Source organism: Massilia sp. IC2-278, assembly GCF_020708045.1.
Lineage (GTDB): Bacteria > Pseudomonadota > Gammaproteobacteria > Burkholderiales > Burkholderiaceae_D > Telluria.
The window spans coordinates 33,082-53,782 of record NZ_JAJFES010000013.1; the positions used below are offsets into that span (position 1 = coordinate 33,082).

Here is a 20,701-nt window from a genome sequence, read left to right on the forward strand (position 1 = left end):
GGTCATGCCTTTGCGCACTGCGGTGCTTGCGAACATCGTTGCAGAATGCATTCCAGGGCCAGGGTACGCGTTTCGATATGCCACGGTGGTACCGCGTGGACTCGGGAGTCCACCCTACCGGCTTTCATTGGAAGCGCCGCATGCTCGCGCACCATGTTCTCTCTCCTGAATTGAAAAAGGCCGGTTCGCACCGGCCTTCGTGACGGACGGCTCAGACGCCGACCATCGACACCGCCTTGGTGTTCAGGTAAGACTCCAGCGCCTCCGGGCCGCCTTCCGAACCGTAGCCCGAATCCTTGATGCCGCCGAACGGCAGCTCGGCGCTTGGCGTAGCCGGCTGGTTAATCCACAGCATACCGACTTCGACGCGGTTCATCAGCAGTTGCGCGTTCTTGATCGAGCGCGTGAAGGCATAACCGGCCAGGCCGTACGGCAGGCGGTTCGCTTCCGCAATCGCGTCTTCCAGGCTGTCGAAACCGCGGATCGCGGCCACCGGACCGAAGGGCTCGTCGTTGAATACGCTCGCTTCCAGCGGCACGTCGGACAGGATGGTCGGCGAGAAGAAGTTGCCGGTTTCGCCGACGCGCTTGCCGCCCAGCGACACGGTAGCGCCCTTGGCCTGCGCATCTTCCACTACCTTGGCCATGGCCGTCAGGCGGCGTGCGTTGGCGAGTGGCCCCAGGGTCGTGCCCTCTTGCAGGCCGTCGCCCAATTTGAGGCCTTCGGCGTGCTGCACGAAGGCGCGGGTGAATTCTTCCTTGATCGCGTTGTGCACCAGGAAGCGCGTCGGCGAAATGCACACCTGGCCCGCGTTGCGGAACTTGGCGGCGCCGGCGGCTTTCACGGCCAGGGCGACGTCGGCATCCTCGGCGATGATCACCGGCGCGTGCCCGCCCAGTTCCATGGTGGCGCGCTTCATGTGGGCGCCGGCGAGGGCAGCAAGCTGCTTGCCGACCGGGGTCGAGCCGGTGAAGGTGACCTTGCGGATGACCGGATGCGGGATCAGGTAGCCCGAGATTTCGGCCGGGTCGCCGAACACCAGGCCGACCACGCCCGGCGGCACGCCGGCGTCGACGAAGCACTGCAGCAGCGCGGCCGGCGAGGCCGGGGTTTCTTCCGGCGCCTTGCACAGGAACGAGCAGCCGGTGGCCAGCGCGGCGGACAATTTGCGCACGATCTGGTTGATCGGGAAGTTCCACGGGGTGAAGGCGGCGACCGGGCCGACCGGTTCCTTCAGCACCAGTTGCTGGGCTTTCGGGTTGCGCGACGGGACGATGCGGCCATACACGCGCATGCCTTCGGCAGCGAACCAGTCGATGATCTCGGCGCCGGCCAGGGCCTCGCCCTTGGCTTCGACCAGGGGCTTGCCCTGTTCCTGGGTCAGCAGGCGGGCGATGTCGCCGGCGCGTTCGCGCAGCAGGTTGGCGGCGCGGCGCATGGTAGCGGCGCGCTCGGCGGCCGGCACGTCGCGCCAGGTTTCAAAACCCTTCTGGGCGGCGGCCAGGGCGCGGTCCAGGTCGGCGATCGATGCATGCGCCACCGTGCCGATTTCCTGTCCCGTTGCCGGGTTCAGTACCGGGATGGTCTTGCCGCCGGTGGCATCTAACCACTCGTTGGCGATGAGGAGGCGGGTGTCGGGATAGCTGGACGTGGTCATGGCATGTCAATCCTGTGGTGGTTGAGACAAACATGATAACCGCTCTGCGCGCGGCGTGCAGGCGCGGCTGCGGGCCAGCCCCTGCACGGCCCGTTACCGGCCCGGCCGGTCTTCTTTCTCCAGGCGCGGCCGTTCGCTGCCCTCGCCCCGCGCCTCGCCGCGGTCCTTGCCCTCGCCCTGGCCGTCCCCATGGAACACGACGGTCTGGCTCGGATGGGCCAGCCGGATGCCCGCCGCCTCCAGCCGTTCGTAGATCGTGAACAGCAGGTTTTCGCGCACCACGACCTGGACGTCGAACTCCGGCGTATCGATGTAGCAGAATATATCGATGTTGAAGGCGCGGTCGGTAATGCCGCCCAGGCGCGCCCGCCAGCCCTCGGCGACTTTTTCCTCGTCCGCCAGCACCCCGCGCACGATGGCAAGCGCCTCCTTCAGCTTGGCCGACGGCGTGGCATAGCTCACCGCGATGGTCGGGTTGAACAGGAAGCGCTCGCGCGCCGCGAAGTTCTCGATCTGGCGCGCCGACAGGTCGCCGTTCGGAATGGTGACGACGGTGCGCTCCAGGGTGCGGATGCGGGTCGAGCGGATGCCCACGTCTTCCACGGTGCCGACCACGTCGCCCACCTTGATGAAGTCGCCCACCTGCAGCGGACGGTCTGCGATTACGGTCACGCTGCCGACCAGGTTTTCCACGGTCTTCTGGGCGCCCAGCGCCAACGCGATACCGCCGATACCGAGGGCCGCGATGCCGGTGGTGACATCGATGCCGAAGGTGTCGAGGATGCCGATGCCGGAGAACACCAGCAGCAGGATCTTGACGGTGCGGCGCAGCAGCGTGACCACCGAGACGATCTGGCGCCGCTGCCGCCGCTGCATGCGCGCGATCACCAGTTCCGACACGGCGTCGACCAGGCGCAGCCCGAACCACACCAGCGCGATGACGGTGACGATGCCGGTGTAGCGCAGCAGGGTCTGGCGCGCGACGATGGCCACCGCCAGGCGCTCGGCCCAGTTGTAGAAGATGGCCACCGCCAGCAGCAGGCTGGCCGGCGGCAGCGCCGCCTCGAAGAAGCGGTAGATGCCGCTGGCCGCTGAATCGGCCACCAGGCGGCGCATGGCGGCCACCACCAGCGCCGATACCAGCCACAGGCCGCCGAAGATCATCACGCCCAGGCCGAGCAGCATGCCCCAGTCCTTGACCGGCGCGCCGCCGACGAGGTATTCGTCCTGCGGCGCCTCGGTGCCGGCCGGCGTGCGGCGCGTGGCGGCCGCGATCTGGCCGAGCGTGGCCGAGGAAATGCGCCAGACCTGCTGGCCGTCGACCTCGGCGCGGGTGATCAGGATCGGGGTCTTCTTGTCTTGCACCGTGACTTCGCCGATGTTCTCCTGGTCCACAGGCAGGTCGTCGTCGACGCGCCCGCTGGCCTGGTTCGACAGGGTGGCGAAGGGTTTCAGGGAGCCGCCATTGTCGAGCAGCGCATGGAAGGCGCGCGCCTGGCTGACCGCGTTCATGCGCTGGCGGTTGCTGGTGGCGGCCGGCATCTCGAAGTACTGGGCGGCGCGGTCGTAATCGAGTTCGGCCAGGGCTTCGATCAGGCCCGACACCATCGAGCGCGGCGTTTCGCGGCGCAGCGGGTCGGGGTGGGCTGTTTCGGCCGCGGGCGCCTCGGTCTCGGGCGCGGCAGGCAGGGCGTGGACGGGGCCGGCCAGGGCGAGAATGAACAGGAAGAGGAAAGAGAAGGAAAGACGAAAGCGCAAAACGGCTCCTTGGATGCGAGTGAGCTGAACGCGAAGTCTAGCATCCGATCACGCAGCCCCCCGCACCGTTGCCGGACCGCGCCGGTTTGCGGCGCAAGGCGCGCGACTCGTATACGACCTTGCCGCCGACGACGGTCTGCAATACCTGGACCCTGGCGATGTCTTCATCCGGGATGGTCAGGACGTTACGGTCGAGGACGATCAGGTCGGCCAGCTTGCCCGTTTCCAGCGACCCGGTCAGCGTTTCCTGGCGCAGCGTCCAGGTCGCGTCGATGGTAGCGGCGCGCAGCGCGGCGGCGCGCGTCATGCCCGGCTGGGCGGTCAGGCGGCCGGCATACTCATTTCCCGCATCCGGCGCGGCGCTGCGGGTCACCGCCACCTTCAGCGCAAACCAGGCGTCGAGCGGATCGACCGGCCAGTCGCTGCCGTAGGCGATGCGCGCCCCGGCCTGCTGCAGCACGGCCTGCGGTTCGACCCTGGCGTAGCGCGCCGGACCCAGGTAATCGCGCAGCGCGCCGACCGTGTCCGGCGCCGGCTTGGCCCACTGGAAGGAGAGCACCGGCGTGACGTTCAGTTGCGCAAAGCGCGGATAGTCGGCGGGGTCGACGATCTCGGCATGCGCCAGCGCCGGCCGCACCTCCTTCCCCTCCGGGCTCGCGCGCAGGTCCGCGATGGCGTCCAGCGATTCGCGTACCGCGCGGTCGCCATCGGCGTGGATGTGCGGGTCGATGCGCGCCCGCGCGAGCTCCGCCAGCGTGCTGCGCAGGGCCGGCCCTGTAAAGTAGCCTGGCGGTCCCTTGCTCGGGCCAGGCTGCCAGTCCGGCCGCTCCTCGCTGCCCCGGTTCACGAGGTAGGGTTCGAGCATGGCGCCGGTGAACGCGGGAGCGGCGATCACGCCATCCATGAACAGCTTGGCGTGGCGCACCTGCATCGACGGCGCCGCCCGCGTCGGCCCCTGGTCGAACTGCCCTTGCTGGCGCAGCAGGTCGGCGACCGCGCCCTGCGGCGTGGCGCCCTTGTCGAGGTCGATCAGTACGGCGAAGTGGGCGCGCGCGGTCAGCTTGCCCTGGCGCTGCAGCGCCGTAAAGGCGGTCATGGTCTCCGGGTCGGTCCAGGCGTCGAGGAAGCTGGTGATGCCCTGGCGCCGCATCGCCTTCAGCGCCGCGCTCGACGCGGCCAGGTTCTCCCGTGCGTTCAGGGCCGGCACGAAGCGCATCGCCAGGTCCTGGGCGGCGTCTTCCAGCAGGCCTGTGGCGTTGCCTTGGGCGTCGCGCACGATCTTGCCGCCGCCTGGATCGGGCGTGTCGCGGTTGATGCCGGCCAGGGCGATGGCGCGGGAATTGAGCTGCACCGAATGCCCGAACGAGGAGCGCACGATGAGTGGGCGGACCGTTCTCAGCGCATCGAGCGTGGCCGCCGTGGTGCCGGCGCCGGCCGGCTCCATCCCCTGCTGGAACCAGTTCACGACCAACAGCGGCCGATCCGGCGGCTGGCCTTTGTCGCGGTCGATGCAGGCCTGAATGCGTGCCTGGAACTGCGGGACCGTGAGACGCAGGTAATCCAGGCTGCAGTTGAGCAGGCGGCTGCCGCCGGATTGCGGATGCATGTGCGCGTCGACCAGGCCGGGCATCAGCATGCGGCCATGCAGGTCGATGACGCGCGTGCGCTTGCCGGCCAGGGCCATGGCCCCGGCATCGCTGCCGACATAGGCGATGCGCCCGGCGCGCACGGCCAGCGCCGCGTGCACGCTGTCGCGCGCGTCGACGGTGTAGACGACGCCGTTGCGGTAGACCAGGTCGACCGCCGGGCCGGCCGCCTGCGCGCCGGCGCCGGCCAGCAGGAAGGCGACAACAACGAGGCGCCGCATCATGCGCGGCGCCGGCGCAGGTCGCGCAGGACTTCGCGCGCCGCGTTGTGCCCCGGCGCCCCGGTCACGCCGCCGCCCGGATGGGTGCCGGCGCCGCAGGTGTACAGGCCGGGCACGGGGCCGCGGTAGTCGGCGTGGCCCAGCATCGGGCGCGCCGCGAACAGCTGGTCCAGGCCGAGGGCGCCGTGGAAGATGTCGCCGCCGACCAGGCCGAAGGTACGCTCCAGGTCGAGGGGGCTCATGATCTGGCGGCCCAGCACCGCGCGCCTGAAATTCGGCGCCCAGCGGTCGACGGTATCGATCATCAGGTCGGCCACCTCCTCGCGGTGCGCATCCCAGCTGGCGCCGTCGGGCAGCTGGGGCGCCACGTGCTGGCAGAACAGGCTGACCACGTGCTGGCCGGGCGGCGCCAGGCCGGGGTCGAGCGTGGACGGGATCAGCATCTCGACGATCGGTTCGCGCGACCAGCCCCTGGTGCGCGCATCCATGTAGGCGCGCTCCATGTACTGCAAACTGGGCGCGATGATGATGCCGCTGCCGTGGTGTTCGGCGGCTGCGGTCGTGGGCAGGCATGTGAAGCTGGGCAGCTCCGACAGCGCCACGTTCATGCGGAAGGTGCCCGAGCCGCAGCGCCAGGCCTGCATGCGGCGCAGGAAGTCGCCGGGCAGCGCGCCGGGATCGACCAGCCTGGTGTACAGCAGGCGCGGGTTCAGGTTCGAGACGACCACGCGCGCGCTGAGGCATTCGCCGCTGGCGGTGACCACCCCGCTGGCGCGGCCCTTCTCCAGCACGACTTCGCGCACGCCCGCATCCAGGCGGATCTCGACGCCATGCGCCTGCCCCGCCCTGGCCATCGCCTGCGTGATGGCGCCCATGCCGCCCATGGCATGGCCCCAGGCGCCCTTCTTGCCGTTGACCTCGCCGAACACGTGGTGCAGCAGCACGTAGGCCGAGCCGGGCGTGTAGGGACTCGCGTAGTTGCCGACCACGCTGTCGAAGCCATACGCCGCCTTGATCGGCGCACTCTCGAACCAGCCGTCGAGGTAGTCGCCGGCGGACTTGGTGAACAGGTCGAGCAGGCCGCGCTGGGCGTCGAGCGACAGCGCGCGCATGCGGTTGCCAAGCTTGCCCGCCTTGATCAGTTCCGGCAGCGCGGCCAGCCAGCCGCCTTCGACCCGGTTTGGCGGCGTTTGCAGGACCAGTTCGCGCAGCAGGTCGGCGGCGGTGTCGAGGTGCCTGGCGTAGTCGTCGAGGCGGCTGGCGTCGCGCTGCGAGAATTTCGCGACCTCGCCGGCGGTCTTGCCGGCGCCGAGCTTCAGGTAGTTGCCATCGCCCAGCGGGAGGAAGTTCGACAGGGGCCGCTCGACGACACGCAGGCCGTGCTCGGCCAGGCGCATGTCGGCGATGACCCTGGGATTCAGGAGGGAGACGGTATAGGCGGCCACCGAATTACGGAAGCCAGGATGGAATTCCTCGGTCACGGCGGCGCCGCCGACGACCTGGCGCTGTTCGAGTACGGTGACCTTCAACCCGGCGCGGGCCAGGTAGAAGGCACAGACCAGGCCATTGTGGCCGGCTCCGACGATGATGGCGTCGCGCATCCGGTTCCTCCTCAGAGAACCCGGACATTATGCGCCTATGGAAGAGATTTGTAGCGGCTTTCTGCCGCTCTCGTGTCGAGGCCGTGTCCGGATGCCGGACCTGAGGTGACTCCGGCTGCTCGGCTACCCGGCATGACATCCCCGCGCTGCCGGAAAACCCGGTTCACGCATCAGTGTGGTGTTGTATTGTTCGGCAAAGTCAACCATCCCGTGATTGAGCTGGGAATGTGTTGCGCTGTAGAAGGCGTCGGTCCCGTGGAACCATATCGCGACATCCCTATCCTCGATCGCCTCGCATTGGCCTCCCTGGACCGACCAGAACCTTTTTAGTCCCGGTGGCGGCGGCCCACCGCCGACCACCGCCGCCAGGCGAAAATCGCCCCGCTGTGCTGCGGCACGCGCCTGCGCCACAGGGTCAAGGCGCGCCAGCGCGCTGAGAAATGCTTTCTGATCAGCCTCGTCGATCGTGCCGCAGTGTTTTTCAAGCAGCGGCCGGACAGGATGGGGGCCGAGTATCGAATAGTCGCCGCAGTTCGGCCGTCCGGCGCCCGGCGATACCGTTTCTGCCGCCGCCGCGTCCGTCGCATGGGAAACGATCGGCGCCATCGCCAGCACCAAACATATGTACTGAATACGCAAACATTTGTTCATCCGTATGGGGCTCCGGTTCGATGTAAAAAAAGCCCGCCCGCTTTGGGCGGGAGGGCCTTCGAATCATGCCGAAATGGGCGGCTGCCCGCAAGCGCCGTTGCTTCAGTCGCCGGTTTCGAGGAAGAAGATGGCGTAGGCTTTGGCCGGCGCGTGCTCGGTCGGCTTCTCGACCTGCAATTGAGCGCAGTCTTCGGCGACCAGGCTGCGCCAGTTGCGGATGCCGGCGTTGGCAAACAAGGGGTTGGCTTTGGCGCCGAGGCTGATGTCGAGGGCCAGGCGGGCGTTGCGCGGTTCGGTCTTGCCATAGCTGACGCCGCGCAGTTCGATGCCGAAGGCGGCCAGCCATGGCTCCCACAAACCGGATTCGGTCCCCATCACGATGCGCTCGAACATGTCGTTCAGCGACACGCCCTTCTTGACCACGCCGCGCAGCAGTTCCAGCGAAGGAGCGAAACGGGCGTCGGTGCTTTCCTTGCCGGCGCCGCGGTCGGCAATGGCCTTGAGTTCCTTCGAAAAGGTGGCGTCGCGTTCGGTGTAGTCGCGCACGCGGTCGTAGAACGCGCCGTCGATGAAGGGGTTCTCCGGCCGGCCGCCCTGCGCGCCCGCCGATTGCTGTTTTTTGTTCGTCATGGTGTCTGCAGCCTCGTGATAAGGGCGCGAGTGTAGCACCTCCGCCCCCCGGCGCGGACATGACGCTTGCCCGGCGCCGCGCCTCCTTTGCCGGCTTTCCCGGGCTTTAGCCTGCCGGGACTGCGCCGCCATCGAACGCGTCGGCCACGGCCAGCGCATCGGCCGCGGCATGGCGGGGCCGGGCCGGGTTGCGGTGGCCCCAGCGCTCGAGGTAGCGGCGCTGCATCACCGCCTGGCGCAGCGTGTGGGCGGCGCGCTTGACGGCGCGGTCGATGGCGCTGTACAGGTCGGCCTGGACGTCGCGCACCACCAGCGCCGGCTGCCCCGGCACCGCGATCAGGATATGGCATTGCTTGTCGTTCCCGCCGCGCGGCCCGTTGATGTCGCCGAGGCGCACCACGACGTCGCCGATCCGGTCGCGGGCGAACGACAAGCCGGTGCGCAGGCGCCGTTCGGCATAGCCGCGCAGGGCCGGCGTGAGGGGGAACTGTTTTGCAAGCAGATGGACTTTCATGGCAGGCTCCTGTCGTCGTTGAGATGGCGGGACCACATCCGTGGCCCGGCTCCAGTCTCGCCCATCCGGCCGCGCTTGACCATTCGCCACTTCCCCTAAGGGTTTCCCTTATAGGGTTTTCCCGATACAGCGCGAGTTGCCGCCGATGCGGCGATAATGCCCGCTCCACCATCGACGAAAGGCCATATGCACGGCACTTCCCCTGCCCGCCCGATCTGGCGCGGCTGCGCCTTCGTGGCGGCGTATGTCGCCTGCGACGTGCTGAGCGGCCCCGAGGCGCGCTACCAGGCCATCGCCCCGGTCTGGCATCCGGCTGCCGGGCTGGCGGTGTACGCGGCAATCCGGCATGGCAGGCGCGCCCTACTGCCGCTGGTGCTGGCGGCCCTGCTGGCGGCGAGCATCACGCCCGCCTTGCCGGCGCAGCCGCTGCCGTCGCTGCTGGCCGGGCTGTTGCCGGTGCCGCTGTACCTGGCGCTGGCGCTGTTCACGCGGCGCCGCCTGCCCGGCGGTGCGTTCTTCGCCAGCCACCGCGGCATGCTGCTCTGGGCCGCCCTGGCGGCGCTGGCCAGCCTGCTCGGCGCCCTGCTGTATGCCGTGACCGTGCGCGGCCCCGGGACGGCGGCCGGCCTGTCCTGGGTCGACGTCCTGAGCCGCTACGCCATCGCCGAGACCGCGGGCATGCTGGCCATCGTGCCGGCCGCCTGCTGCCTGTTCGACCCGGCGCTGCGCGCCGACTGCCTGGCCCGGATACGCAACTGGGACAGCGCCGCCTACACCGCGGCGATCGCCCTGCTGCTGGCCTTTGCGCTGCAAAGTCCGGCGCCGGCCTCGCTGGCCTACTACCTGTTGATGCTGCCGCTGGCCTGGGCCGCCTCGCGCCAGGGCATGGCGGGCGCCATCACCGCCGCCATCGTGCTCGAAGCCGGGGTGACGATCGCCGCGCTGTGGCCGGTGCTCCACCTCGAACGCATGCCAAATTTGCAGATGCTGGTCCTGAGCCTGATCCTGTCAGGCTTCCTGATCGGCATCGCGGTCGATATCGCGCGGCGCGCCAGCGACGACCTGCGCCAGTCGCTGCGCCTGGCCGCCGCCGGAGAAATGGCGGCCGCGGTGGCGCACGAGCTGAACCAGCCGCTGACGGCGCTCTCGGCCTACGGGAGCGCCTGCCAGCGCCTGGTGCTGCGCGATGGCGGCGATCCGCTGCTGACCAAAACCGTCGACGCCATGGCGGCCGAGGCGCAGCGCGCATCGAACGTGCTCAAGCGCCTGCGCGAATTCTTCCGCAGCGGCGCCATCGCCCTCGACACCCTGACGCTGGCCGAGCTGGTAGAGGACAGCGTGGCCGCGTTCGCCGGGCAGGCCGCCGCGGCGCAGGTGGAACTCCAGGTGCGCCAGGTGCCCGCCGCCGCCCTGCTGGGCGACCGCATCCAGCTCGACATCGTGCTGCGCAATTTGTTGACGAATGCGGTGCAGGCGCTGGCCGAGGGGCCGGGTAGCACGCCGTCCGGCACGCCGCGCCGCATCACGGTCGATGCGGGCGTGGACGGACTGTCGGTATGGGTCAGGATCGCCGACAATGGACCCGGCATCGCCGACACGGTGCGCAGCCGGCTGTTCCAGCCCTTCGTCTCGCTCAAGTCGAGCGGCCTGGGACTCGGCCTGGCCATCAGCCGCGCCATCGTCGAGGCCCACGGCGGCACGCTCACGGCGGCGCCGGGGCGGCACGCGGTCTTTACCATGACATTGCCGGCGCACGGAGTGCGTAGCGGAGCGGAGCGGCGAAAGGATGAAACGACATGAACACTGACAACACCGTCTACATCGTCGACGACGATGCGGCCGTGCGCGACGCGCTGGGCTTGCTGCTGAGCCTGAACGGATACAGGACGGCGTTCTTCGCCGATGCCGAAGCCTTCCTGCAGGGTTGGAGTCCGGCGCTGCGCGGCTGCATGCTGCTCGACATCCGCATGCCGGGCATGGATGGCCTGACCCTGCAAAAGACCTTGCGCGAACGGGGCTGCCGCCTGCCGGTGCTGGTGATCACCGGCCATGGCGACGTCGATTCGGCGCGCGAGGCGTTTCGCGCCCAGGCCGTCGATTTCCTCGAGAAGCCGCTGCAGGAGGCGCAACTGGTGCGCGCCATCGAAGAAGCCTTCGGGCGCCAGGCCAGCGACCTGCGCGCCAGCCCGGCCCAGGCGGACTATGCCCGGCGCCACGCCAGCCTGACCCCGCGCGAAGGCGAAGTGATGGCGCTGGTGGTGGGCGGGCGCCATAACCGCGAGATCGCGCGCGACCTGGGTATCAGCGTGCGCACGGTGGAAGTCCACAAGGCGCGCATGATGGAAAAGCTGCAGGCCGCCAGCGTGGCCGACCTGGTGCGCCAGCACCTGCAATACGGCGGCGGCTAGCGGGCCCCGCCTGCGATGCCGGCATCCCGCGCTACCAGAGCGCGGCTTCGAACAGGGTGGCGACGGTAGCGGCGGCCGCAATGGCGCCGCCTGACAGGACGACGCGGGCCAGGCCGCGGCGCTGGCGCTGGCCGCGCGCGACGATGTCCTTGGCAATCCGGCGCTTGCCGCGCCGTTCCATGCGCAACCTGGCATGGATGGCGGCGTCGGGTGGGTGGTTCGTTGGTTTCACTGTCAATCCCTCCTGTATAGGCGGCCTGCTGGCCTGCAGGAGGGATTATGGACGAGGGCGGCGCCAACCGAATCCGGGTCGCGCGTAAGGGTTTCCCTTACGGCGCGGCGGCTGCGGTTCCTGCCGCCGCAGTTGCCGCGGCCGGCGCCTCCTTCACGTACTTGTCGAACCAGCGCAGCATCTCGTAGATCAGCTGTTCGTTCGACTCGCGCGCCGCGTACCAGTGCGGCTCGTACGGCAGCATCACCAGGCGCGTGGTGCCGCCGTTGCCGCGGATCGCCTCGTACAGCTTGGTCGACTGCAGCGGCGTGGTGCCCGGGTTCGCGTCGTCGCCGCCGTGCACGATCAGGAGCGGCGTCTTGAGCTTGTCGGCGTAGAAGAAGGTCGAAGCCTTGGTGTAGACGTCCGGCGCTTCCCACACCGAGCGGCGCTCGTTCTGGAAGCCGAAGGGCGTGAGCGACTTGTTGTACGAGCCGCTGGTCGCCGCGCCGGCCTTGAACAGGTTCGAGTGCGCCAGCAGGTTCGCCGTCATCAGCGCGCCGTGGCTATGGCCGGTCACGCCCACGCGGTTCGGGTCGGTCACGCCCAGGCGCACGGCTTCGTCGACGGCCGCCTTGGCGTTCGCCACCAGTTGCTCGGTGTAGGTGTCGTAGGCCTTGCGCGGGTCGCCCACGATCGGGAAGGCGGCGCTGTCGATGATGGCGTAGCCCGACAACAGCAGCAGGCGGTACTGGCGCAGGCGCGTGAAGGTGGCTTGCGAACCGGTGGTCTGGCCGGCCTTGGACGCATCCGCGTAGTCGAGCGGATAGGCGTTCAGGATGGTCGGCAGGCGCGTGCCTTCCTTGTAGCCCGGCGGCGTGTACAGCGTGAACGAGAGGTCGACGCCATCGGCGCGCTTGTACTTCACCAGGCGCTTCTTGATCTCGCGTACCTGCGGCACCGGATCGGCAAGGCGGGTCAGCGCCACGCTGGTCGATGCGTACGACGGCTCGCCGGCGGCGGCCGAAGTGCCTGCGCCGACGGTGCGCACCATCGCGTTCGGCGTTTCGGCTGCCGACTGGTACCAGGTCAGCAGGCGGCGCGTGTCATCGTTGGCGAAGCCGAGAAACTGCTCGTAGGAGCTGTCGGTGCTGCGGTACAGGCGTTCGGCCTTCTGGGTCCCGAGGTCGAACTTGTCCAGGAAGGGACGATCGCCCGCCGGCGACGAGCCGTTCCCGGACAGGTAGATCGCGTTGCCATCCTGACGGATCACCGAGAAGCCGTTGGCCAGGGTGCGGCGCACCGGCGAACCCGGATCGGCGTATTTTTCGTCGGTCGACATGTCCCAGACCAGGCGGCGCGAGGCTTGCGCATCGTCGACGTTGATCTGCCAGGTACGGCGCCATTTGCGGTTGACGTCGTAGTCGGTCAGCAGGGCCGTACCGGGTTGCTCGCTCCAGGCCAGGCCGGCGTAGCGCTGCTCGGTGCGGGCGAATTCCACCGGCTCGCCCTTGAACGGGGCCTTCAGCATGACCAGCTTGTCGCGCTGGGCGGCCTGCACTTTCGGGTCGCCGCCGTCGAGCGCTTCGGCCCAGACCAGGGTCGCTGCATCGGTCGGACGCCAGGTGAAGTTGCGTGGACCGGTCGGCACGCCGCGGTTCGGCACGCGGTCGGCCAGCGGCAGCGCGGCGATTTCGCGCACGACCGGGTTTGCGCTCTTGCCCCTGGCTGCTGCCAGGTCCCACAGGTCGATCTGTTTCGGGAAGCGGTCGAAGGTGGTGACGTAGGAATACGGCGGGCGGATTTCGGTCACGACCGCATGGCGGCCGTCCGGCGCCACGTCGAGTTCTTCGTACAGGCCGGGCTTGCCGACCGGGGTGATCTTGCCGCTGGCGGCATCGACCAGCGCCAGCTGCGACTTGCCGTAGTGTTCGAACAGGGCTTCGTCGTGGCGGTTGCGCAGGGTGTCGCGGTTTTCGTAGGTGCTGCTCTGGCCGGTGGCGCCCAGGGATTCCTGGATGCCGGGGCCATCCGAGCCCGGCGGCGCGGCCGGCGGCGCCTTTTGCGCGTGCACCAGCTTCACCAGCAGGGTCTTCTGGTCGGGCATCCACTGCACCTGGTCGCCGAACATCTGGTTCAGGCGCACGCCGGGCAGGCGGCGCACGGCGCCGGTTTTGGCGTCGCCGATCCACAGCTCGACCGCTTCGTTCGTGATGTTCTCGAAGGCGAAGCGCTGGCCGTCGGCGCTCCACAGCGGGCGGCGCGGGCAGGCGCCGGCCGGCAGCTTGACGGCGGTGGTGGCGCCGTCGGCCACCTGCACCAGGTCGATCGCGCTCACGCAAGGCGGAATACCGTAGCCGCCCGGGGTATCGTGCTGGCTATGGTTGCCCGGCTCGATGCGCACGCCGGCCAGGCGCAGGAAAGGCGTGGCGACCTTGGCGATCGACGGGTAGTCGTCCATCGTCACCAGCATCAGCTTGTCGCGCTTCGGGCTCAGCGAAGGCGACGGCGAGGCCGGGGCGCGCATCACGTCGAGGATTTCCTTCGGCGGCTGGTTGTAGGCGCTCGTGGCCGGCGCGCTGGCCGCGGTAGCCGCCGGCGCCGCCACCGAGATGGACGTCATGCCCAGGGCGAGCGTGGTGCCCACCAGACCGCACAACAAGGATTTTCGCTGCATAAACATTCTCCGCTTTGTCGAATATGTGGAACACGAACTGGAGGAAACCTCACGCGTGATGACAAACATTGCCATAGAAATATTTCCCTAGCAACACTAAACGCTGGGCGGAAAACTTACGATACAAATATCTGTCACCGTCGCTGCAGGGCGGCGTTCCGGAACCGTCGCTGCAGGGCGGCATTCCGGACCGCCCTGCCCGTCTGCGCCCATTCCCGCCGGGTGAGCCGCCTTGTGCAGAAACGGGGGGCGGAGCGGCGACAGCAGCCGGCCCTAGCCGCGCGCCAGCAGCCGCAGCCGCCGCAACCGGGCCAGTCCCAGCCCCAGCACCGCCAGGCTCAGCACGGCCATGGCCACCGCCCCGCCCCAGGGCAGCGCCGGCTCGGCGACATGCGGCGCGAACGTCGGCCGCTTCGCGTAATCCGCCTGGCCGAACGGCCGGTCGTTGAACAGGTAGCCGTAATAAAAGGTCCGGATGGCGCGATGAAAATCCGCGATCCTGTCCTGGTAGGCCAGCTGGGCCGGCAGGTCGGTGCCGGCCAGGCGGTGCAGGATGGCTTGCGCGCCCACGCCCGGCAGGATCCATCCCAGGCGCCCGGTCCACGCCTGGCGCGCCATCAAGCCCGCGCGGTAGTCGCGCACCTGCGCCGCCACGCTTTCGTCGCCCAGCTGGTGGAAGGCGAAATACCATTTGTAGTGGAAGCCCGCCGGCAGCGGCGCCGTGCCCTGCCACTCGGGATGGCTGGCAAAGAACCTGCGCATGGTGACCTCGCGCGGGACTTCCCAGGCGCCGTGCACTGCCTGGCGCTGGGCCAGCATCAGGTCGACGCCCTGGTGCACGGGAATCGCGCGCGTCAACGCCACGTTGGCCAGGGCCGGCAGCACCAGGGTCAGGACCGCCCAGCTGCCCATCAGCGCCGTCGCATTCGCCACCGACTGCCAGCCGCGCGTGCCGACCAGCAGGCACAAACCGGTCCAGAAAGCGAGGTAAGCGGCGCTGACGGCCAACACCAGCGCCAGCCCGGACAGCGGCATGCCGGCCAGCGGCGCGGCCAGCAGCAACGGCAAGCCCAGGCAGGCGAAGACCAGCAGCGCGCGCAGGCCGACGCGGCGCCGCCACAGGCGCGCACCGCCGGGCAGCGACAGCAACAGGCGCAGGCGGCCGGACTGGCGCTCGCCGGACACCAGATCGTGCAGCAGCGCGATCACGAACAGCGGCGCCAGGTAGATCAGGACAAAGGCGTAGTCGAAGCGCCCGGCCAGCGCCAGCTCGGGATTGAAGGTCTCGCCTTCGTAGAGCTGGGCCTGCAGGCCGAGCGCGCGCACCCGCAGCACGTAGGGCGCGACGTCGCGCAGGCCGATGGCCAGGAAGGCGGCGTTCGAGGGCGCGTCCCAGGTCGTGTAGAAGGTGTAGTAGGCGGGCTGGCCGCCATCGGGACTGGCCGGGTAGCGCCGCGCGACCGAGGCCACGTCCTGCTCGTTCAGCGGCTGGACGCGGGCGATGGTCTGGCGCTGGCGCGCCACTTCGTGCAGGCCGGACCAGACGGCAAGCGCCGACAGCGCCAGCAACAGCAGCAGCGCCGCCAGCATCAGGCGCGCACGCAGGATCAGCTTCAGTTCGAATGCCAGGGAAGTCATCGCACGCTCCTTCCCAGGCGGCCGGCCAGGTGCCAGGCCAGCAGCGCCAGCGCGGCGATCCAGGCCAGCAGGACCAGGCCGGCCGGGGCGGCGCGGCGCAGGGTGTCGGCGGCCGGCGCGGCCTGGTAATGAAATTCCGGGAAGGCTTCCCAGTGCGAACGGGACACGCGGTTCTCCTTGTTCGGGGTGGTATCGTCGGTATAGGTCAAGGCTTCGGCCTGGAGCCGGTTCAGGCCCTGCACCAGTTCATAGCGGTAGCGTTCGCCCTGGTCGAGGAAGCGGCGGTAGCTGGCCAGGTCGGTGCTTGATGCCGCCATCGACAGGCGGCGCAGGGCCAGCGTGGGGCTGAGCCAGCCGAAGCCGTCGACGATGGCGTTCTGGCGCCCCTGGCGGTCGAACGCGGCTTCGGCATAGCCGTTGAACAGCTCGCTGGACAGGCGCTCGCCTTCCATGCCGACCAGGCCCTTGTAGTTCACCGGCAGGTCTTCCACGCGCGTCACGCCGTACTGCTTCAGCAGGTTGGCGCGGAAGACCGAGAACTTGGGGTCGTTCGGGTTGTGGGCGTCGCCCAGGGCCAGGTAGTCGCGCTGGACGTGGATGCCGTCCTCGAAGCGCGTGCTGAGCGCCACTGCGCTGTTCGCCAGGTCCGGCGCCCAGCGCGGCAGCAGGATCACGGCCAGCGCCCACACCGCGAGCAGCGCCAGCAGGGCGTCGCGCCCGCGCGCGGCCAGGGTCGAGGCCAGCACCACGGTCAATGCCCACAACAGCAGCCAGCCGGCATAGCCGGCGCCGAGCAGCAGCGCCAGCGGCCAGGGCGTGCCGCCCTCGAGCGCGAACCAGGCCAGCGCCGCCAGGGCCGGCAGCAGCGCCAGGCCGGCAAAGCCGCCCAGCGCCAGCAGCTTGCCGAGCACCAGCTGGCGGCTGCGCACGCCCTGGGCCAGCAGGATGCGCAGGGTGCCGCTCTCGCGCTCGCGCGCCACGCCGGCATGGCCGAAGAACACCAGCAATAGCGGCGCCAGCACCTGCAGCACGAACGCCGGCGACAGCTGGCCGAAGCGCAGCAGCAGCGAATTCTGGCGCACGTCGCCGAAGTTGGCGCTGTTCTGGCGGTGGCCTTCCAGGAACAGGGTGTGGCCGGTGTAGCCGTCGATGCCGGGATCAAATGCGGCTAGCGGGTTCAGGGGCCGGAACAGGAAGTGGCCGAAATGGACCACGCGGTGCGGGTGGCGGTCGGGCTGGGCCTGGAATTCGTGGTTGGCGCGGTCCTGATAGCGGGCGCGCTCGGCATCGGCGTTGCGCCGGTATTCGTGGGCGTTCAGCGCGGCCAGCAGGGTCAGCACGGTGAGCAGCACCAGGCCGAGGACGGCGGCGCGGTCGCGCAGCAGCGCGCGCCATTCTTCGCGCGCGATCCTGGCGACGATGGAAACCCGCGCGCTCATGTTGCCTGCCCTCCGTAGCGGCGGTGCAGCGCGCGCACGTCGAAGCGCTCGGCGCCGCTGGCCGCCACCTCTTCGCGCAGGCGGCCGCCATCGAGGAAGCCGATGCGGTCGGCGACGTCGGCGGCGCTGAGCAGGTCGTGCGTCACCATCAGGATGCCGGTGCCCTGCGCGCGCAGCTGCGCCAGCAGGCGGTTGAATTCTACGGTCGCCTGCGGGTCCAGGCCGGAGGTGGGTTCGTCGAGCAGCAGCGCCGGCACCCGGCGCATCGCCGCCAGCGCGATCGCCACCTTCTGGCGCATGCCCTTTGAAAAGCCGGCCACGCGCCGGTCGTGGGCCGCCGGGTCGAGGCCGCCGTTGGCCAGCGCGGCGCCGATGGCGGCGTTGGACTCGCGCTGCCCGGCCAGGTCGAGCAGGTAGGCCACGTTCTCGCGCGCCGTCAGGTGCTCGTACAGGGCCACGTTTTCCGGGATATAGGCCAGGTGGCGGCGCGCCTCGGCCGGCTGCGCGGCCGGGTCGGCGCCGTTCACCCGCACCTGGCCCGCCGAGGGTGCGACGAAGCCGAGGAAGAGGCTGAGGGTGGTGGTCTTGCCGGCGCCGTTGGCGCCGAGCAGCGCATAGATTTCGCCGGGGCGGATCGCCAGGTCGAGCTGGTGCAGGATGGTCTTGCCGCCATAGCCGGCAACGGCCGCACGCGCTTCGAGCACGAGGGGTTCGCCGGTGATGGCTGCTTGTGGATCGGTGGTCAAACGCGTCTCCTGAAGTGGACTAAGGCGGAACTATTGCAATACAATTGCAACACTAATGAGAATGCTATCTCATTTAATGCCGGGTTGCACTATCTGATTGCGAAAATACCGGGAACGGAAAAACTTGTTGCAACTGGCTTGCGTTTACGAAAAGGCACGACTATGATGCAAGCCGCTTGCAACAAGGGCCGGCATGCCGCCTGGCGCACGCCTGTTGCGCAGCGAGCGCTTCCCTTTACCGCTTTCCGATCACTCAGCCTGGAGTTCCCATCTTGTACCCCTCCCCTTGCCCGCTGCCCGTCCGCGCCATTTCCCACGCCGTCCTGCTCACCTGTGCGCTGGCCAGCCATTCCCCTGCTGCTGCCGCGCTGCCCGCTGCCGATGCGGCCGTGGACGACGCGCCGGTCCAGGTGGTCGAGGTCAAGGGCAGCCGGGAAGACGACAGCCGCCTGGCGCCCGGCAGCGACGCCCGCGCCCTGCCCGGCTCGGTGACCACGGTGACGGCCGCCGACATCGCCGGCATCAACGTCGGCCGCGACATCTCGAACATCTTCCGCCGCGTGCCGGGCGTGGTGGCCAACAACATCGACCAGGGCGACACCGGCAACGGCTTCCGCATGCGCGGCTTCGCCACCCAGGGCACGCACGGCGCCGACACCGCCATCAGCATCGACGGCGTGCCGCAGAACATTCCATCGAGCCAGGGCGGCGCCGGCCACGGCCCGGCCTTCCTGGAATGGCTGACGCCGGACATGATCGCGAACGTCGACGTGATCAAGGGTCCGGTCTCCGCCCTGTACGGCGACCAGAACCGCGCCGGAGCGGTGGTGATCGACACCCGCGAAGGCGGCGCGGCCACGCCGTCGAGCGCCGCCCTTACCCTGGAAAGCTACGGCGGCCGGCGCGCCTCGCTGACCCTCTCGAACGACTTCGGCGACGTGCGTTCGCTGCTGGTGGCCGACCGCTACCGCGTCGACGGCTTCCGCCACGGCGCCGGCAACGACCGCAGCAACGTGTTCTGGAAGCTCTCGCGCACCCTCGGCGATGGCGTCTACAGTTTGCGCGCCAGCTGGTACCGCTCCGACTATGCCGGCGCCGGCTACCTGCTGCTGCCCTCGCTCGAAACAGGCCTCGACCCGCACGCCACCCAGTTCGACCTGCCCGGCTTCGGCGACGCGCGCCGCGCCAGCCTGGTGTTCAACCGCCGTCCGGTTTCCGGCGACGCCGGCTGGTTCACCACCGTGTACGCCGAGGACTTCGAGCGCAGCCGCGCCATCACGACCAGCACCACGGCCCACACCTACGGCTACGACGACCGCGCCATCTACGGCGCGCGCGCTGGAAATACCTGGGCCTTCGGCGACGATGCCGTGCTGACGGCCGGCTTCGACGCACGCAAGGACAGCGGCGACGCGTACCGGCGCCAGTACCTGCGCCTGCAGCCGTCCGCCAACTACATCAACAACCAGGACCTCGACTTGCTGACCTATGGCCTCTTCGTGCAGGGCCAGTACCGCGTCCTGCCGACGCTCAAGCTGCACGGCGGCGCGCGCTACGACCGCTTCGACTACACCCTGGTCAACCGCAAGCTGCCGGCCGCATCGACCGGCTACACCGGCTCGGCCGTGACGCCGAAGCTCGGGGCGGCCTGGCAGGCGCTGGACGGGTTCGAGGTGTTCGCCAACGTGGCCGAGGGCTTCCGTTCGCCTGCGGCAGAGCAGATCAGCACGAGCGGGAGCCTGGGGCCGCTCGGCGCGCCGGGCGGTCGCATCAACGCCGGCATCGACCCGAGCAAGGTGCGCTCGCACGACCTCGGCTTCAACCTGCGGCCGGCCGCCGGGCTGGCTGTGTCCGGCGCCGTGTACACCATCCGCAACGACGACGAGATCGTCAACACCGCCCCCGACGTGTTCGTCGCCTCCGGCCAGACCACGCGCCGCGGATTCGAACTCGACGCGCGCTGGCAGGCCAGCCGCGCGCTGGGCGCCTACCTGAGCTATGGCCGCATCCTGCGCGCCCGGCTCGACAACCCGGCGCCGGGCACGGGTGCGCGGCTGTCGGTGCCGGAACATACCTGGAAGGCCGGCTTTCAACACCGCAGCGCCCTCGGCGCCGGCAACCTGGCATTGAACGGCGACGTGTACCTTACCGCCGGCAACCCGTACTACATGGGCACGCCGCTACGCGAGCGCGACATGCCGACCTATGTGCGCTACGACCTGAAGGCGACCTATGACCTCGGCAAGTTCCAGGGTTCGCTGTGGGCCACGCTGCAGCCGCACGCGTTCGCCAGCGACATCGCCTACGGCACCGCGGCCGGGCTGCTGGTGTCGACCGTGCCGCAGCGCCAGGCGGGAGCGTCCTTGCGCTACTTCTTCTGAGCCCCGTGCCCCCCTCCCGGTAGGCGCCGGGAGGCCATGCTAGAATCCGCGTGCAGAGGATGGAACCATGGAATCGACTACCGAACAGCGCGCGGAAACATTGATCAGGGCCACAGGTGCGCGCCTGACCCGTCCGCGCACCCGGGTCCTGAGCTTCCTGCTCGGGCACAGCCAGCCCCTGACCCACCACGAGATCCTGGCCCAGCTGCCGGGCGAGGCGCTCGATGCCGTCACCCTCTACCGCGTGCTCGACTGGCTGGCCGAGCACGGCATGGTGCACCGGATCGCCGGCGCCGACCAGGTCTGGCGCTTCGGCACCGGCCCCGCCGCCGGCGGGCAGGACCACGACCACGCGCACTTCCAGTGCACCAGCTGCGATTCGGTCACCTGTTTCAACGACACGCCCCTGCCGCGCCGGCTGAAGATGCCCGAGGGCTTTACCAGCCAGGAAGTCGATTTCCTGATCAAGGGAACCTGTCCGAACTGCAGCGGCAAGTAATCCACTGGCGCATGCTATGCTTTT

General features: G+C 69.3%; 16 protein-coding genes. 4 read left to right on the top strand and 12 right to left on the bottom strand.

What is annotated here, in order from left to right; translation table 11 throughout:
• Nucleotides 1–211 precede the first annotated feature (211 nt).
• The 7 genes from LK540_RS19660 to LK540_RS19690 all read right to left on the bottom strand — a co-directional run bounded on the left by LK540_RS19660 (nt 212) and on the right by LK540_RS19690 (nt 8,678).
• Nucleotides 212–1,657 carry an NAD-dependent succinate-semialdehyde dehydrogenase gene (locus tag LK540_RS19660; protein ID WP_229439009.1) on the bottom strand — a complete coding sequence of 482 codons (1,446 nt, stop codon included), beginning with the start codon at nt 1,655–1,657 and terminating at the stop codon, nt 212–214.
• A gap of 93 nt (nt 1,658–1,750) precedes the next feature.
• Complete coding sequence (locus LK540_RS19665) at nt 1,751–3,415, bottom strand: mechanosensitive ion channel family protein (protein WP_229439010.1); 1,665 nt, start codon at nt 3,413–3,415, stop codon at nt 1,751–1,753.
• A gap of 37 nt (nt 3,416–3,452) precedes the next feature.
• Nucleotides 3,453–5,285 carry an amidohydrolase gene (locus LK540_RS19670; RefSeq protein ID WP_229439011.1) on the bottom strand — a complete coding sequence of 611 codons (1,833 nt, stop codon included), beginning with the start codon at nt 5,283–5,285 and terminating at the stop codon, nt 3,453–3,455.
• Nucleotides 5,282–6,883, bottom strand: a complete 1,602-nt coding sequence (locus LK540_RS19675) for an NAD(P)/FAD-dependent oxidoreductase (RefSeq protein ID WP_229439012.1) — start codon at nt 6,881–6,883, stop codon at nt 5,282–5,284. Before LK540_RS19675 ends, LK540_RS19670 begins: the two co-directional genes overlap by 4 nt.
• 123 nt (nt 6,884–7,006) lie before the next feature.
• Nucleotides 7,007–7,534, bottom strand: a complete 528-nt coding sequence (locus tag LK540_RS19680) for a hypothetical protein (RefSeq protein WP_229439013.1) — start codon at nt 7,532–7,534, stop codon at nt 7,007–7,009.
• Nucleotides 7,535–7,636: 102 nt separating this feature from the next.
• Nucleotides 7,637–8,164, bottom strand: coding sequence for a hypothetical protein (locus tag LK540_RS19685; protein WP_229439014.1), 528 nt, complete (start codon nt 8,162–8,164; stop codon nt 7,637–7,639).
• Between the two features lie 106 nt (nt 8,165–8,270).
• On the bottom strand, nt 8,271–8,678 hold the full coding sequence (locus tag LK540_RS19690; RefSeq protein ID WP_229439015.1) for an HPF/RaiA family ribosome-associated protein: 408 nt from the start codon (nt 8,676–8,678) through the stop codon (nt 8,271–8,273).
• A 186-nt stretch (nt 8,679–8,864) separates the two neighbouring features.
• Between LK540_RS19690 and LK540_RS19695 the strand changes: the two genes are divergently transcribed.
• Together LK540_RS19695 and LK540_RS19700 are read left to right on the top strand one after the other, a co-directional pair.
• Nucleotides 8,865–10,478, top strand: coding sequence for a HAMP domain-containing sensor histidine kinase (locus LK540_RS19695; RefSeq protein ID WP_229439016.1), 1,614 nt, complete (start codon nt 8,865–8,867; stop codon nt 10,476–10,478).
• A complete protein-coding gene (locus LK540_RS19700) occupies nt 10,475–11,086 on the top strand; it encodes a response regulator transcription factor (RefSeq protein WP_229439017.1) in 612 nt (203 codons plus the stop codon). The genes LK540_RS19695 and LK540_RS19700 overlap by 4 nt, the downstream gene beginning before the upstream one ends.
• A gap of 31 nt (nt 11,087–11,117) precedes the next feature.
• Here the strand turns inward: LK540_RS19700 and LK540_RS19705 are convergent, their stop codons facing one another.
• From LK540_RS19705 to LK540_RS19725, 5 genes are all read right to left on the bottom strand, one after another.
• Entirely contained in the window at nt 11,118–11,318 is a 201-nt protein-coding gene (locus LK540_RS19705) for a hypothetical protein (RefSeq protein ID WP_229439018.1), read from the bottom strand.
• A 97-nt stretch (nt 11,319–11,415) separates the two neighbouring features.
• Nucleotides 11,416–13,974, bottom strand: a complete 2,559-nt coding sequence (locus LK540_RS19710) for a prolyl oligopeptidase family serine peptidase (protein WP_229439019.1) — start codon at nt 13,972–13,974, stop codon at nt 11,416–11,418.
• A gap of 273 nt (nt 13,975–14,247) precedes the next feature.
• A complete protein-coding gene (locus LK540_RS19715; RefSeq protein ID WP_229439020.1) occupies nt 14,248–15,612 on the bottom strand; it encodes a DUF3526 domain-containing protein in 1,365 nt (454 codons plus the stop codon).
• On the bottom strand, nt 15,609–17,051 hold the full coding sequence (locus LK540_RS19720; protein WP_229439021.1) for a DUF3526 domain-containing protein: 1,443 nt from the start codon (nt 17,049–17,051) through the stop codon (nt 15,609–15,611). The genes LK540_RS19715 and LK540_RS19720 overlap by 4 nt, the downstream gene beginning before the upstream one ends.
• Complete coding sequence (locus LK540_RS19725) at nt 17,048–17,797, bottom strand: ABC transporter ATP-binding protein (RefSeq protein ID WP_229439022.1); 750 nt, start codon at nt 17,795–17,797, stop codon at nt 17,048–17,050. The genes LK540_RS19720 and LK540_RS19725 overlap by 4 nt, the downstream gene beginning before the upstream one ends.
• A 272-nt stretch (nt 17,798–18,069) precedes the next feature.
• On the opposite strand from LK540_RS19725, the gene LK540_RS19730 reads away from it, so the two are divergent.
• Both LK540_RS19730 and LK540_RS19735 read left to right on the top strand, forming a co-directional pair.
• Nucleotides 18,070–20,178, top strand: a complete 2,109-nt coding sequence (locus LK540_RS19730) for a TonB-dependent receptor (protein WP_229439023.1) — start codon at nt 18,070–18,072, stop codon at nt 20,176–20,178.
• Nucleotides 20,179–20,245: 67 nt separating this feature from the next.
• Nucleotides 20,246–20,677 (top strand): Fur family transcriptional regulator, encoded by a 432-nt coding sequence (locus LK540_RS19735; RefSeq protein ID WP_229439024.1) that lies wholly within the window; start codon nt 20,246–20,248, stop codon nt 20,675–20,677.
• Nucleotides 20,678–20,701: the final 24 nt, after the last annotated feature.

Excerpts from the sequence above, each read along its gene's own strand:
- LK540_RS19660 (WP_229439009.1), bottom strand. The coding sequence starts at position 1,657 with ATGACCACGTCCAGCTATCCCGACACCCGCCTCCTCATCGCCAACGAG.
- LK540_RS19670 (WP_229439011.1), bottom strand. The coding sequence starts at position 5,285 with ATGATGCGGCGCCTCGTTGTTGTCGCCTTCCTGCTGGCCGGCGCCGGC.
- LK540_RS19675 (WP_229439012.1), bottom strand. The coding sequence starts at position 6,883 with ATGCGCGACGCCATCATCGTCGGAGCCGGCCACAATGGCCTGGTCTGT.
- LK540_RS19680 (WP_229439013.1), bottom strand. The coding sequence starts at position 7,534 with ATGAACAAATGTTTGCGTATTCAGTACATATGTTTGGTGCTGGCGATG.
- LK540_RS19685 (WP_229439014.1), bottom strand. The coding sequence starts at position 8,164 with ATGACGAACAAAAAACAGCAATCGGCGGGCGCGCAGGGCGGCCGGCCG.
- LK540_RS19690 (WP_229439015.1), bottom strand. The coding sequence starts at position 8,678 with ATGAAAGTCCATCTGCTTGCAAAACAGTTCCCCCTCACGCCGGCCCTG.
- LK540_RS19695 (WP_229439016.1), top strand. The coding sequence starts at position 8,865 with ATGCACGGCACTTCCCCTGCCCGCCCGATCTGGCGCGGCTGCGCCTTC.
- LK540_RS19700 (WP_229439017.1), top strand. The coding sequence starts at position 10,475 with ATGAACACTGACAACACCGTCTACATCGTCGACGACGATGCGGCCGTG.
- LK540_RS19710 (WP_229439019.1), bottom strand. The coding sequence starts at position 13,974 with ATGCAGCGAAAATCCTTGTTGTGCGGTCTGGTGGGCACCACGCTCGCC.
- LK540_RS19715 (WP_229439020.1), bottom strand. The coding sequence starts at position 15,612 with ATGACTTCCCTGGCATTCGAACTGAAGCTGATCCTGCGTGCGCGCCTG.
- LK540_RS19720 (WP_229439021.1), bottom strand. The coding sequence starts at position 17,051 with ATGAGCGCGCGGGTTTCCATCGTCGCCAGGATCGCGCGCGAAGAATGG.
- LK540_RS19735 (WP_229439024.1), top strand. The coding sequence starts at position 20,246 with ATGGAATCGACTACCGAACAGCGCGCGGAAACATTGATCAGGGCCACA.